This is a genomic window from Nostoc sp. (genome assembly GCF_036917155.1).
Lineage (GTDB): Bacteria > Cyanobacteriota > Cyanobacteriia > Cyanobacteriales > Nostocaceae > Nostoc.
This window is the reverse complement of sequence record NZ_JBALDZ010000079.1, coordinates 71,656-85,394: the sequence shown is the minus strand read 5'-3', so window position 1 is coordinate 85,394 and position 13,739 is coordinate 71,656. Positions and strand designations below refer to the sequence as shown.

The following is a 13,739-nucleotide window of genomic DNA, read 5'->3' as shown; positions in this document are numbered from 1 at the left end:
GAAATCGATGAGAACATCAACAAATAATTCTCACTAATGTTAAGTAGCCATTTTGGAGTTTGTAAACAATGCTTACTAGCCCTTCTCGCCCTTGGCAGTTATTAGTAATTTCTGCAAAGACGGACTCAGAACTAAAAACTGCTACTGTCAACCTTGCAGATTACTTGAGACAGCATCGTGACTTTAACCTTGCGGATATTGCTCATACATTGCAACGCGAACAACAGGCTTTTAAACATCGGCGGACGGTTGTTTGTCGGGATATTGAAGATGCTCTAGTTGCACTTCAAGATTCAAGGCGAGTGCTTACCAACATCCAAGAAACAGAAGAACGTCCTGTAGCCTTTATGTTTCCTGGACTTGGTACTCATTACGTCAACATGGCTTGGGAACTTTACCAAGTCGAACCCGTATTTCGCACATCAGTTGACTACTGTTGTGAATTTCTCAAACCCCTTCTTGGTCAAGATTTACAAGATGTAATCTATCCACACAGAGCTTCTCAACAAGACCAGCAGTCTTTGAGAGAAAATTCTCCAGGTCTGGACTTACGAAAAATGTTAGGTCGCAGCCAGACACAAGCGGATGCAAAGATGGTAGCTGCTAAATCTTTACTCAATCAAACTCACCTCGCTCAACCAGCCATTTTTGTAATTGAATATGCCTTAGCAGAGCTATTGATATCCTGGGGAATTCGTCCGGCGGCAATGATTGGCTATAGCATTGGTGAATATGTAGCAGCGACTTTGGCAGGGGTTTTATCTTTAGAAGAGGGTTTAACACTAATAGCAGCAAGAGCGCAGATAATTCAAAAGTTGCCAGGTGGAGCAATGCTTGCAGTTCCACTTTCGCAAACAGAGATATCTCCCCTACTCAATGATAAACTCTCACTCTCTGCGGTCAATGGCCCATCTATGGGTGTAATCGCAGGTGAAACCAATGCTATAGAAGTTTTAGAACAACAGTTAACACAAAAAGGTTTAGCTTGTCGCCGTCTGGATACGTCTCACGCTTTTCACTCTCAGATGATGGAGGGTGCTACCTCTGACTTACGTGAGTTGGTAAAAACATTTAACCTGCAAGCACCAAAAATTCCCTATATATCTAACGTTACAGGAACTTGGATCACAGCAGCAGAAGCGACAAATCCCGATTATTGGGTTAAGCATCTTTGTCAACCTGTGCTGTTTGCTCAGGGTATGCAGGAGTTGTGGAAACAACAATATCCTATTTTGTTGGAAGTAGGCCCTGGACAGACTCTAGGTAGCTTTGCGCTGCAATGTATAGAAAATAATTTAGCAGTTAGTCAAATCATCTTACCCGCTCTTAGATATTCTTACGATAATAAACCAGACTTAGCATTCTTACTTAAAACATTGGGTAGGCTTTGGTTAACAGGAGTGCAAATAGATTGGGCGAAATTTTATGTTCATGAGCATCGTCATTCCATTCCTTTACCTGCCTCTCTTTTTTAATGCAAAACTACCTTAAATACAATAATATCCAAAGGGAGATGAGTTGAAGTTATGAATATTCAAACAGTAGGTGTTGTTGGTGCAGGGGTAATGGGAATAGGGGTTGCACAAAACCTTGCTCAAACAGGTCATCAAGTAATACTCGTAGATATTTCGGAAAATACCCTGGATAAAGCTAAACACGAAATCAGGAATAATATCCGCTTTCAGGGTTTTTTCAAAAAAAGTGACAAAACAGAAACTCCAGATAGTATCCTCGGCAAAATAGAGTTTTCTACAAACTATAAAATGTTAGATAATTCAGATTTTGTAGTAGAAAATGTCACAGAAAAGTGGGATATTAAAAAAGAGGTATATCCTTTACTAGATTCTATCTGTCCAGCAAATTGTGTATTCGCCGCTAACACATCAGCAATTCCTATTACCCGCATTGCTTCAGTTACTAAACGTGCTGATAAAGTTGTTGGTATCCACTTTATGAATCCTGTACCAATGAAGCCGATGGTGGAGATGATTCGTGGATATCATACCTCTGCTATAACAATTGAGATAGCAAAAAAAATGCTAGCTCAGATGGGTAAAAAATGTATCCTTGTTAATGATTCACCTGGTTTTGTTTCTAACCGGGTGTTGATGTTAACTATTAACGAAGCTGTTTTTCTATTGCAAGACCAAGTTTCTACAGCAGAAGATATAGACAAAATCTTTAAAAGCTGTTTCGGTCACAAAATGGGGCCTTTAGAAACAGCAGATTTGATTGGTTTAGACACCATTTTATTTTCTATCGAAGTCTTATATGAAAGCTTTAACGATAGTAAATATAGACCATGCCCCTTACTCAAAAAAATGGTAAATGCTGGGTTACATGGTAGAAAAAGTGGTCAAGGATTTTACGCACATCATTAAATAGGAATAATCAAGACAAATGAACGAAATTAAAGCTAAAATCAAAAGCTTTCTGGCAAAATTTTTCGGCAATCATGATTTGCAACCAGATGAAGATATTTTTGCGCTCGGTTTTGTCAATTCTATGTTTGCCATGCAACTTGTTTTGTTTGTAGAGCAAGAGTTTCAGATTACCATTGAAAACGATGATTTAGAATTTGAAAATTTTCGCACAATCAACTCTATCGTCAATTTAATTGAACGTAAAACTACTATTCTCGTGCATTAATCAAATATACGTTGCCATTTTTATCAAAACAGAATTCAGGAGTCAGGAGCCAGAATTCAGCAATGTTTTTTGTGCGACTGGCGGATGAATCAAGGGGTTTAAGACCCCCACTAAATCGAAGATTTAGTGGTCTTCAATCAGTGGCGGGTCTGAATCCCCCACTGATTGATTCTGACTCCTGAATTCAGAATAGCTGAATTCTTCTTCAAGGCATCAATGATATTATGAAACTAGAACTATCTACCCAACAAAAAAATGCTCAAGCTAAATTTAGAGCTTTTGTTAATGAGGAAATATGTCCTAGTGCTGGGGAATGGGATAGAAAAGAATTTACTCCACCAGAACTAATTAAAAAAATAGCTGAATGTGGTTTTCTCGCTGCCATATTACCCCAGGAATATGGTGGTAAAGGAATGGACATGATTACTTATGGTATTCTCAACGAGGAAATTGGCCGGGGATGTTCTTCTGTGCGGAGTTTGCTCACAGTTCACAACATGGTTGCTTATGCTTTGTGTAAATGGGGTAATAAGTCTCAAAAAGAATATTGGCTGCCAAAATTTGCATCTGGAGAAATCATCGCTGCTTTTGCACTAAGCGAACCTCATGTAGGTAGCGATGCCAAAAGTGTAGAAACAACAGCAACACTTGCAGGTGATGCTTATATCTTAAATGGGCAAAAGAAATGGATTACCTATGGACAAATAGCAGATGTATTTTTGATCTTTGCTAAATGTGAGGGTAAACCCACTGCTTTTTTAGTTGCAAAAAATAGCCCAGGACTTTCAGTCAAACCAATGTCTGGTATTTTAGGTGTTAGGGCTTCAATGTCAGCAGAATTGCTGTTTAATAACTGTCACGTTTCTTCAGAAAATCTAGTAGGTAAATTAGGATTTGGATTTTCCTACATTGCATCTTCTGCACTTGATTATGGTAGATATAGCGTAGCATCGGGTTGTGTAGGTATTGCTCAAGCTTGTTTAGAAGCTTGTATCAAGTATACAAATGAACGAAAACAGTTTGGTGTTTATCTGAAAGAACATCAATTAATCCGCCAAATGATTACTCAGATGATAACTAAAGTGAAAGCGGCAAGACTTTTATGTTATCAAGCTGGTTATCTCAAAGACATTAACGACCCAAACTCGATTACGGAGACTGCTATTGCCAAGTACTTTGCATCCACAGTGGCTACCAAAATAGCAAATGATGCCGTGCAAATTCATGGTGGTAATGGTTGTAGTAGTGAGTACCCAGTTGAAAGGTATTTACGAGATTCTAAAATCATGGAAATTATTGAAGGTAGTACTCAAATTCAAGAAATTACTATCGCAGAATCAGGTTATCAAGATTATCTTTTTTCAACTGTTACTACTAGCTTAGAAAAAAATATTGTGTTCAAATAATATTTTTATTATTGAATAAAAACACTTAGACTTCACTAAATAAGACAAGCAGATTGTTGGGGATTGTTTATGAAACTTAAAAATAGTAACTCAATTTTGAGGATTAAAAATCCTAGTAAAAAAGATTTCGTAGAGCTTTGGGAGCAATATCAGCCTTTTTTAATTGAAGGTGTTGCTGAATATTGGAATGGCTGTAAAAACTGGTCTAATGATTATTTATCAAAAAAATGTGGGGAAAATATTATTCCCGTATCATTTTTTACTAAAGAATATTTGGATAACTCTAACTATGTATTACATGAAACTTATAACAATAAGAAGGAGATGAAGTTAAAAGACTATGTAGATATAATTAGTGAAAATAAAAAAGAAATTGATTTAAAATATTATATGAGTGAGTTAGACCTTGAAAAGTATTTGCCTGAACTAATTGGTGATATAAATTATCCAGATTACTTTAGTATAAAACCATTCATTTTCTTCTGGTTTGGTTCCTTGGGGAAAACTACCACTCTTCACTTTGATCAAGCACATAATATTTTTACTCAAATTCGAGGCAGAAAAAGAATACTTCTGTTTTCTCCTTCAAATTATTTATCATTTTATCCACCACTTCGAGAGAGTGGTACTTATGCAAATTATAGTAAGGTAAATCCTATCACCCCCAATTTGGAATTATTTCCGAAATTTCCTTGGCAAGAGCAAATAGAAGTTATACTTCAAGCTGGAGAAATGCTCTATATCCCACCTCTTTGGTGGCATCATGTTACAGGATTAGATGAAAACATATCATTGTCCTTTTGGTATGATATTAAAATAAAGGATTTTTTCAGACAAAAGAGATTTTTTTCTACTATTTTGAATATTTTGCCTCATTATACACGTCATTCAATGTCTTCCCTAAGTATGCTTAAGTTCTTATTTCAATCTCTTTGGTAATCACAATTAGTTTGAAATCAGCTATATCAAGTATACAAATAAGCGTAAACACGTTGGCGTTTATCTGAAAGAACATCAATCAATTGATCCGCACAAAAAATAAGAACGAGTACAGTATATTGTTGGAGATTTTTTATGACAGTTAAAAATAGCGACTCAATTTTGAGGATTAAAAATCCTAATCAAGAAGAATTTGTAGAGCTTTGGAAGCAATATCAGCCTTTTTTAATTGAAGGTGTTGCTGAATATTGGGATGCTTGTAGTAAGTGGTCTAATGATTATTTGATAACACATTGCGGAAATAATCTGGTTGACATACAAAATTTTAAGAAAGATTTCTTTGAGGATTATAAGATATTTTCTCATGTTGGTGCTTATGTTGAAGATCGAAAAATAATTAAATACAAGGAGTATGTAAAAGAGATAGAAGAGAGAGTTAATGAAAATAAAAATGATTCTGATTTAGTAGGGTGTTATTTACCTAGTGCTTGTTTTGAAGATTCTTTCCCTGAAATTATTGGAGACGTAATTTATCCAGAATACTTAAAGAGGAAGCCATTAGTTAACTACTGGCATGGTTTCTCAAGTAAAATTTTTTCTTCAGCTAGTTCCCTTCATTTTGACGGAGTTCATAATATTTTTGTTCAAATTCGAGGTAGAAAAAAAATACTTTTATATCCTCCTTTTGATTATTTGTCATTTTATCCACCTCTTGAGGATAGTCGTGGTTTAGCAGGTTATAGTAAGGTAGATCCGAATCTCCCCAATTTGGAATTATTTCCGAAGTTTCCTTGGCAGGAAAGAATAGAAGTTGTAATTCAAGCAGGAGAAATGCTCTACATACCACCTTATTGGTGGCATCATGTAACAGCAATAGATGAAAATATATCATTGTCATTTTTCTACGATATTACAATTCAAGATTATTTCAAGCAAAAAAATATGTCATCAGTTCTTTTTAACATCGCACCTCATTATCTATTTCATGCAATCTCCTCTCCAGACGCTCTACATTCTTCTATAGCTATGATCAAATCTTTTATCTTGCCGGGTAGTTTCACAGAGACTGCTAAAGAGGAAAAACTTAAATAGCAACTAAACCATTGAGATACATTTCGCATGTAAATAAATTGAGCTTTTGATTTATTTATCTACTAGTACAACACGGCGTAAATAAACCACCCATTTAAAATAGCCAGAAAGCTTACAAAATAAGCATTCTTTCTTTTTACTTTTGCCTTCTTGTACTAGTAGTCTGTCAAGAACTAATTGACGGATAAATTCCTTGTAGAGACGGCGATTTATCGCGTCTCTCTAACCGTCAAAATGAATTTGACAGACTACTAGCTATCAGCCAAGAACTTATAGCTAACGGCTCAAAGCATAAGTACACATAACAGAGAGAGTTTAATATTATGATTATCACTGAAGAACAAGATGTAAATAGTAAAGAAAAAGATAAAAAAGTTATTAAATGCGTCGTTTGGGATTTAGATAATACTTTATGGCATGGAGTTTTGCTGGAAGATGAGAAAGTTTCTCTGCGAGAAAATATAGTAAATATTATTCAAACTTTAGATGGTCGTGGTATACTACAATCTATAGCTAGTAAAAACGAACCTGCTACAGCAATAGCCAAACTAGAAGAATTTAGTTTAAAAGAGTATTTTTTATATCCACAAATAAACTGGAACTCTAAAGCATCTTCTCTCAAAGAAATTGCTAGCTTACTTAACATTGGCATAGATGCGATCGCTTTTATTGACGATCAATTATTTGAACTAGAAGAAGTAAAATTTTCCTGCCCAAAAATCCTGTGTATTAATGCTGATGAAATAGGGTATATTGTCGATATGCCAGTCATGAATCCTCGTTTTATTACAGAGGATTCAAAATTAAGAAGGCTAATGTATCTTAATGATATAGAACGAAATAGTTTCGAGAAAGAATTTATTGGAACTCAAGAAGAATTTTTAGCTACACTCAATATGACTTTCACTATCTCTTCTGCTCAAGAAGATGATTTACAAAGAGCCGAAGAATTAACAATAAGAACAAATCAATTAAATACAACTGGTTATACATACTCCTATGACGATCTAAATCAGTTTCGGCAATCTGATAAGCATAAAATATTGATTAGTAGTTTAGAAGATAAATATGGTAATTATGGAAAAATTGGGTTAGCTCTTGTGGAATGTGAAGAAGTTGTGTGGACTCTAAAACTTTTGCTGATGTCTTGTCGCGTCATGTCTAGAGGTGTCGGCACAATTATGCTAAACCATATTATGAAATTGGCTAAAAACAATAATGTTCGTTTGCGGGCTGAGTTTATTTCAAATAATCGGAATCGCATGATGTACATATCTTATAAGTTTTCAGGCTTTCAGGAAATTGATAAAAATGGAGATTTGCTGATTTTAGAAAATGATCTAAGTCGAATACAGGCTATCCCTGAGTATGTGAATGTCAAAGTTATAAATTAAAAAATATTGCTGGTTTTTGTAGTTTGATAGGGGAGATTATGGACAAAAGAAAAGATGAAATTTCAAAACGACGGTCAAAGCTTTCACTCGTACAGCAAGAGTTTCTCAAAAAGCGGTTACAAGGTGAAATTCACTCTGACTTTCAATTAGAAGTTATTCCAAGACGTTCCCAAATAAGTCCGGCTCCCCTATCCTTTGCTCAACAACGCTTATGGTTTTTGGCCCAGTTAGAGCCAAACAGTCCTTTCTACAACATCCCTGCTGCTGTTCGTTTACAGGGACAATTGAATCTAGGAGCATTGCAACAAAGTTTCAACGAAATTATCAGTCGCCATGAAGCGTTGCGAACCAATTTCCAAACAATAGAAGGGCAAGCAATATCCGTCATTTCTGAAACGATGCCCTTAATATTACCAATATTTGATATTAGCGAGCTACCTTTAAATCAACAAGAAGCTGAAGTCAGACAACAGGCTTCTCAAGAAGCACAAAAACCTTTTGCTATCAACAGCGACTTGTTACTGAGAGCAAAGCTGTTGAGACTTAGTAAACAAGAACATATATTATTACTGACAATGCACCACATTGTCTCTGACGGTTGGTCGATAGGTGTTATGGTGCGCGAATTGGCAACACTTTATCAAGCATTCTGTGATGGACAACCCTCACCGTTACCTGCACTGCCAATACAGTATGTAGACTTCGCAGTTTGGCAAAGACAATGGCTGCAAGGAGAAGTACTCGAAACTCAGATATCTTATTGGCTTAAGCACTTAGAAAATGCACCAAAAGTATTAGAATTACCTACAGACCACCCAAGGCCAGCAATTCAGAGTTTCCGGGGTGCAACCTACTTATTTAAGTTATCTTTAAAATTATCCGCATCCCTAAATAAATTAAGTCAGCAACAGGGAAGTACTTTATTTATGACTCTGTTAGCAGGTTTCCAAACACTGCTGTGGCGTTATACGGATCAGGAAGATATTGTGATCGGTTCACCGATCGCTAACCGCAACCGAACAGAGATAGAAGGGTTAATTGGATTTTTTGTCAACACCTTGGTATTGAGAACTAACCTGGCAGGAAATCCCAGCTTTGAAGAGCTACTAAAAAGGGTGCGGGAAGTAGCGTTAGGAGCTTATGCACATCAGGATTTGCCTTTTGAGTTGTTAGTTGAGGAACTGCAACCACAGCGAGACTTAAGCTATACACCATTATTTCAAGTGATGTTTGTGCTTCAGAATGCACTGATGTCTGCGTTAGAGTTGCCTGGTTTGACTTTAACTCCCTTAGAAAGCAATAGTGATAGTGCCAAGTTTGATTTAACCCTACAAATGACAGAAACAGAGGAGGGGCTAGTTGGAAGTTTAGAATACAATACTGATTTATTTGAAGAAAATACGATACATCGAATGGCGGGTCATTTGCAAACGTTGCTTGAAGGAATTGTTGCTAATCCGCAGCAGCGTTTGTCAGAGTTACCACTGTTGAGTGAATCTGAGCGGCATCAATTACTGCGGGAGTGGAATAATACAGAAGTTGAGTATCCTCAACAGCTATGCATCCATCACTTGTTCGATGCTCAAGTAGAACGCACACCTGATGCAGTAGCTGTAGTATTTGAAGATGAACAGCTAACCTATTGGGAACTCAACGCCAGAGCAAATCAACTAGCCCATTATTTGCAAGCTTTAGGAGTAAAACCAGAGGTGCTGGTGGGGATTTGTGTAGAGTCCTCTCTAGAGATGATCATCGGACTATTAGCCATCCTCAAAGCAGGTGGTGCGTATGTACCGCTAGATCCGATGTACCCACCGGAACGTTTGGCCTTCATGCTAGAGAATGCCGATATATTCGTCTTGTTGACTCATAAACAGCTAGCAGAGCGGTTATCGGAGTACAAAGGGGATGTGATTTGTTTTGACGCAGATTGCGAAGCCATTGCCCAACACAGCCAAGAAAATCCTGTCAGTGATGTCACACCAGACAATTTAATGTATGTGATCTACACCTCTGGGTCAACAGGTAAACCCAAGGGTGCAGGAGTCTATCAACGAAGCTTTGCAAACCTGATGAATTGGTTTGTGACGGAATTCGATTTTACCTGCAATGACTGTGTTTTACTCATATCTTCTTTGAGTTTTGATTTGACGCAGAAGAATATTTACGCCCCTCTGCTCGTCGGAGGTGAGTTGCACCTTTTATCATCTGGATGCTATGACGCTGCACAAATTGTTGAGTCCGTTTGTAACAAACAAGTGACATGGCTCAACTGCACTCCGAGCGCCTTTTATCCATTGATCGATCAAGGTGATAAAAGCTTATGCATGAAGAAGACGTTGAAGTATGTATTTTTAGGTGGTGAACCGATTTCAATCTCTAGGCTAAAGGTATGGCTCGACTCTATTCCCTGCAAAACACAAATTGTCAACACCTATGGCCCTACCGAGTGTACAGACATCTGTGCCGCTTATCTGGTCGCTCAACCAGAACAATGGCTAGAAAAATTAGTACCGATTGGGAAGCCGATTCATAATGCCAAAGTATACGTGTTAGATGAAAACCTCAAGCCTTTGCCGGTGGGTATGGTAGGCGAACTATATGTTGGTGGTGAAGGAGTCGGACGAGGCTATATCAATAACCTCGATCTGACTTTAGCTAAGTTTGTTTCTGATCCTTTCAGCAGCAAGTCGGGCGCACGTCTGTACAAGAGCGGGGATCTGGCTCGTTATTTAGCAGATGGTAACATCGAGTACCTTGGACGTATCGATCACCAAGTAAAAATACGTGGTTTTCGCATTGAACTCGGAGAAATTGAAGTAGCCATCAACCAATACCCAGCAGTAAAAGAAACTGTAGTTTTAGTCAGCGAAGAATCGGTAAATTCTAAACGTTTAGTCGCCTATGTAGTTCCTCAAAAAGAACAAACACTGACAATTCCTGAACTACGTAGCTTTTTAGAGTCAAAGTTGCCACACTACATGGTACCATCTGTTTTTGTCAGCCTAGAAGCGTTACCATTAACACCTAATGGTAAGATTGATCGTAAAGCACTACCTGCACCTGATACAGCAAGGACTCAGTTAGACAAAGAGCTAGTAGCACCTCGTAATTTCCTAGAAGCCAAGCTGGCTGAAATTTGGGCAGAAGTGCTTGGTGTGGATAAAGTGGGTATTTTCGATAACTTTTTTGAGTTAAGTGGTGATTCCATCCTTGCCATTGTAGTTATCACCAGAGCCAACCAGGCTGGTCTACAACTGGCAGTTAAACAGTTATTTCAACATCAAACAGTTGCTGGTTTGGCAAGTGTGGCAGTTACGAAAAAGGTAAAACAAGCTGAACAAGGACTGATTACAGGTTTAGCTTCTCTGACACCAATACAATACTGGTTTTTTGAACAGAATCTACTCGATCCCCACCACTGGAATCAAGCAGTATTACTAGAAGTTAAACAAGTTCTTGACCTAGCTGTATTAGAAAAATCCGTACAGCAATTGCTGTTACACCATGATGCTCTCCGCTTACGCTTTGAACAAACAGAGTCTAGCTGGCAGCAGGTGATAGCCAGCCCTGATGCAGAATTACCCTGGATACACTTGGATTTCTCTGCCCTATCAGCAAGCGAACAAGAACTAGCCATCGAAACAGCTGCTACCAAATTACAAGCCAGTCTTAATCTCTCAACAGGCCCATTGATACGAGTTGCTCTGTTCGACTTAGGGCAACAACCAAGCAGTTTGCTGATAGTCATTCACCATTTAGCCGTAGATGGCGTTTCTTGGCGGATTTTACTGGAGGATTTGGAGACAGTATACCAACAGTTAAGTCAAGGCAAGAAAGCGCAACTGCCAGCAAAGACAACTTCGTTTAAATATTGGTCGCAATGCTTACAGGAATATGCACAATCAGCTATCCTCCAGCAAGAATGGGACTATTGGCTGAGTCCGTCTTGGCAGGAGATTGTTCCTTTACCAGTCGATTTTTCTGACGGCAACAATACTGTGGAGCAAGTTCAGAACATCTCAATTTTTCTGACTGTGGAACAGACTCAAGTCTTGCTAAAAGAAGTACCAAAAGCTTACAATACTCAAATTAACGATATCTTGCTCACGGCACTAGTACAAGCTTTTTCTCAATGGACTGGGAATAATTCTCTGTTGTTGGCTCTCGAAGGTCATGGGCGGGAAGAAATTTTCGATGATGTCGATTTTTCACGCACATTGGGTTGGTTAACCTCTATTTTTCCTGTACTGTTAGATTTAGGAAAAACATCTGATCCCGTAGAGGCCTTGAAAGTGGTAAAAGAGCAGCTGCGGGGCATTCCCAATAAGGGAATGGGCTATGGTGTACTACGTTACCTGAGCCATGATACTACGAGAGTAGAGTCACTGCGATCGCTTCCCCAAGCTGAGGTCGTCTTCAATTACTTAGGTCAGTTCGATCAAACATTTTCCGACTCATCAATATTTAAAATCTCTCATAACTCCCAAGGACAAACGCGCAGTTCGGGGAATTGCGAGGCTTATATGCTAAATATCGATGCTTTGGTAATTGATAACCAGTTGAGAGTGAATTGGGCGTACAGTGAAAAAATACATCGACAAAGTACTATCAAACGATTAGCGCAAGAGTTTTTAGAAGCATTGCAAGTACTCGTGACTCATTGTCAATCCCCTGAAGACAGAGGATATACACCTTCTGATTTTCCAGAAGCAGACTTGATTCAACAAGACCTTGATCGGTTTTTAGAGAAAATCAACCGAGGGAGTAAAAATAAAACAATATGAAAGAAGATATCCAAGATATATATCCACTATCTCCGATACAGCATGGTATGCTTTTTCACAGTTTGCACGCTCCGGAAATGGAGCTATACCATGCACAGTCTGTCTACACCTTTAGTGGCAATCTGAATCTTGCGGCTTTTGAATATGCTTGGCAGCAAGTAGCAACCCGACACACAATGTTGCGTACTAGCTTCTATTGGGAAGAATTGGATCAACCACTACAAGTTGTGCATCGGCAAGTAGAAGTACCTGTAGAATACCAAGACTGGCAGGAAATCAATCCATTAGAACAGCAAGAGCGTTTACAGTCTTTTCTCAATAGCGATCGCCTGCGGCGTTTTGATTTTTCTCAAGCACCTCTAATGCGTGTGGCTATCATCCAGATTCAAGAACACGCTTACTATCTTGTTTGGAGTAGCAACCTGATCGTTCTCGATGGTTGGTCATATCCATTGGTATTAAATGATGTGATTGAAATTTATGAAGCTTATTGTCGGGGTGAAGATGCATCCTTATCAGATGGCAGTTCCTTTAAAGATTATATCAAATGGCTAAAACAGCAGGATTCATCAAAAGCAGAGGAGTTCTGGCGACAGCATCTTAGTGGAGTCAAAGAGGCTACTCGCCTAAGGAATTTAGAGTCAAACAACTTGTCCAACTTAGAACAACGGTACGAGGATATAAAAATCAGTCTATCGGAAGCAACGACAAAGAATCTATATTTATTAGCAAGACAGCATCACCTCACTATGAGTACCCTAGTTCAGGGAGCTTGGGCTATACTTCTGTATCACTACAGTGGCAAAAATGATGTAGTCTATGGCTGTACTACTTCTGGTCGTCCAGTAGATTTAGAAGGTTCGGAGTCAATGGTAGGGGAAATGGTTAATACCTTACCAGTAAAGATCAAGGTAAATATGAATGAGTATTTATTACCTTGGCTTCAGCAATTACAAAATCAGTTAATAGATATTCGTGAGTATGAATGTTATCCATTGGTAGATATTCAAAAGTGCAGCGAAGTTCGGGGTAATGTAACCTTGTTTGAGAGCATAGTGGTGTTCGAGAACCAAAAAACAGGTAAATTTCTGGAAGAATGGGGGAGTCTAAACATCTCTGAGAAAACTGAATATTACAAAACTAACTATCCTCTAACGATAGTTGGGTATCCTGGTTCAGAACTGACAATTGGAATTAATTATGATTTTCGCCGCTTTGATGCTGCAACAATCATTAACATATTGGCGCATTTAAAAATATTGCTCGAAGGCATGGTGATGAATCCTCAAGTACGTCTTCAGGAATTATTGTTGCTTACAGAGCAAAAGCCCCATATTAAATTATCAATGTTAGAAACAGAAATGTCATTGGATTTTGATTTTGTTTCTACCAATTAAAAGATCAAAAAGAACACCAAATTTCATTTCCAATATTTTGATCTTGATTTATTTGTAATTAGAGAAGAAGAAGGG

General features: G+C 38.1%; 9 protein-coding genes. All 9 read left to right on the top strand.

Annotated elements, in window-relative coordinates; translation table 11 throughout:
- Nucleotides 1–68: 68 nt before the first annotated feature.
- Entirely contained in the window at nt 69–1,475 is a 1,407-nt protein-coding gene (locus tag V7K67_RS11825; protein ID WP_334709072.1) for an acyltransferase domain-containing protein, read from the top strand.
- A gap of 51 nt (nt 1,476–1,526) precedes the next feature.
- Nucleotides 1,527–2,381: a 3-hydroxyacyl-CoA dehydrogenase family protein gene (locus V7K67_RS11820; protein WP_335166657.1), complete on the top strand. Its 855-nt coding sequence runs from the start codon at nt 1,527–1,529 to the stop codon at nt 2,379–2,381.
- 19 nt (nt 2,382–2,400) lie between these two features.
- The gene (locus V7K67_RS11815; protein ID WP_334730521.1) at nt 2,401–2,649 is read left to right on the top strand and encodes an acyl carrier protein; all 249 of its coding nucleotides are present in this window, start codon (nt 2,401–2,403) and stop codon (nt 2,647–2,649) included.
- Between the two features lie 224 nt (nt 2,650–2,873).
- The gene (locus V7K67_RS11810) at nt 2,874–4,055 is read left to right on the top strand and encodes an acyl-CoA dehydrogenase family protein (protein ID WP_335166654.1); all 1,182 of its coding nucleotides are present in this window, start codon (nt 2,874–2,876) and stop codon (nt 4,053–4,055) included.
- Nucleotides 4,056–4,124: 69 nt separating this feature from the next.
- Nucleotides 4,125–4,994, top strand: a complete 870-nt coding sequence (locus V7K67_RS11805; protein ID WP_335166652.1) for a cupin-like domain-containing protein — start codon at nt 4,125–4,127, stop codon at nt 4,992–4,994.
- A 135-nt stretch (nt 4,995–5,129) separates the two neighbouring features.
- A complete protein-coding gene (locus V7K67_RS11800) occupies nt 5,130–6,086 on the top strand; it encodes a cupin-like domain-containing protein (RefSeq protein ID WP_335166650.1) in 957 nt (318 codons plus the stop codon).
- A 323-nt stretch (nt 6,087–6,409) separates the two neighbouring features.
- Nucleotides 6,410–7,480 (top strand): HAD-IIIC family phosphatase, encoded by a 1,071-nt coding sequence (locus tag V7K67_RS11795; RefSeq protein ID WP_334730518.1) that lies wholly within the window; start codon nt 6,410–6,412, stop codon nt 7,478–7,480.
- Between the two features lie 38 nt (nt 7,481–7,518).
- A complete protein-coding gene (locus V7K67_RS11790) occupies nt 7,519–12,267 on the top strand; it encodes an amino acid adenylation domain-containing protein (RefSeq protein WP_335166648.1) in 4,749 nt (1,582 codons plus the stop codon).
- Entirely contained in the window at nt 12,264–13,664 is a 1,401-nt protein-coding gene (locus tag V7K67_RS11785; protein WP_335166646.1) for a condensation domain-containing protein, read from the top strand. Before V7K67_RS11790 ends, V7K67_RS11785 begins: the two co-directional genes overlap by 4 nt.
- The last annotated feature ends 75 nt before the right edge of the window (nt 13,665–13,739 follow it).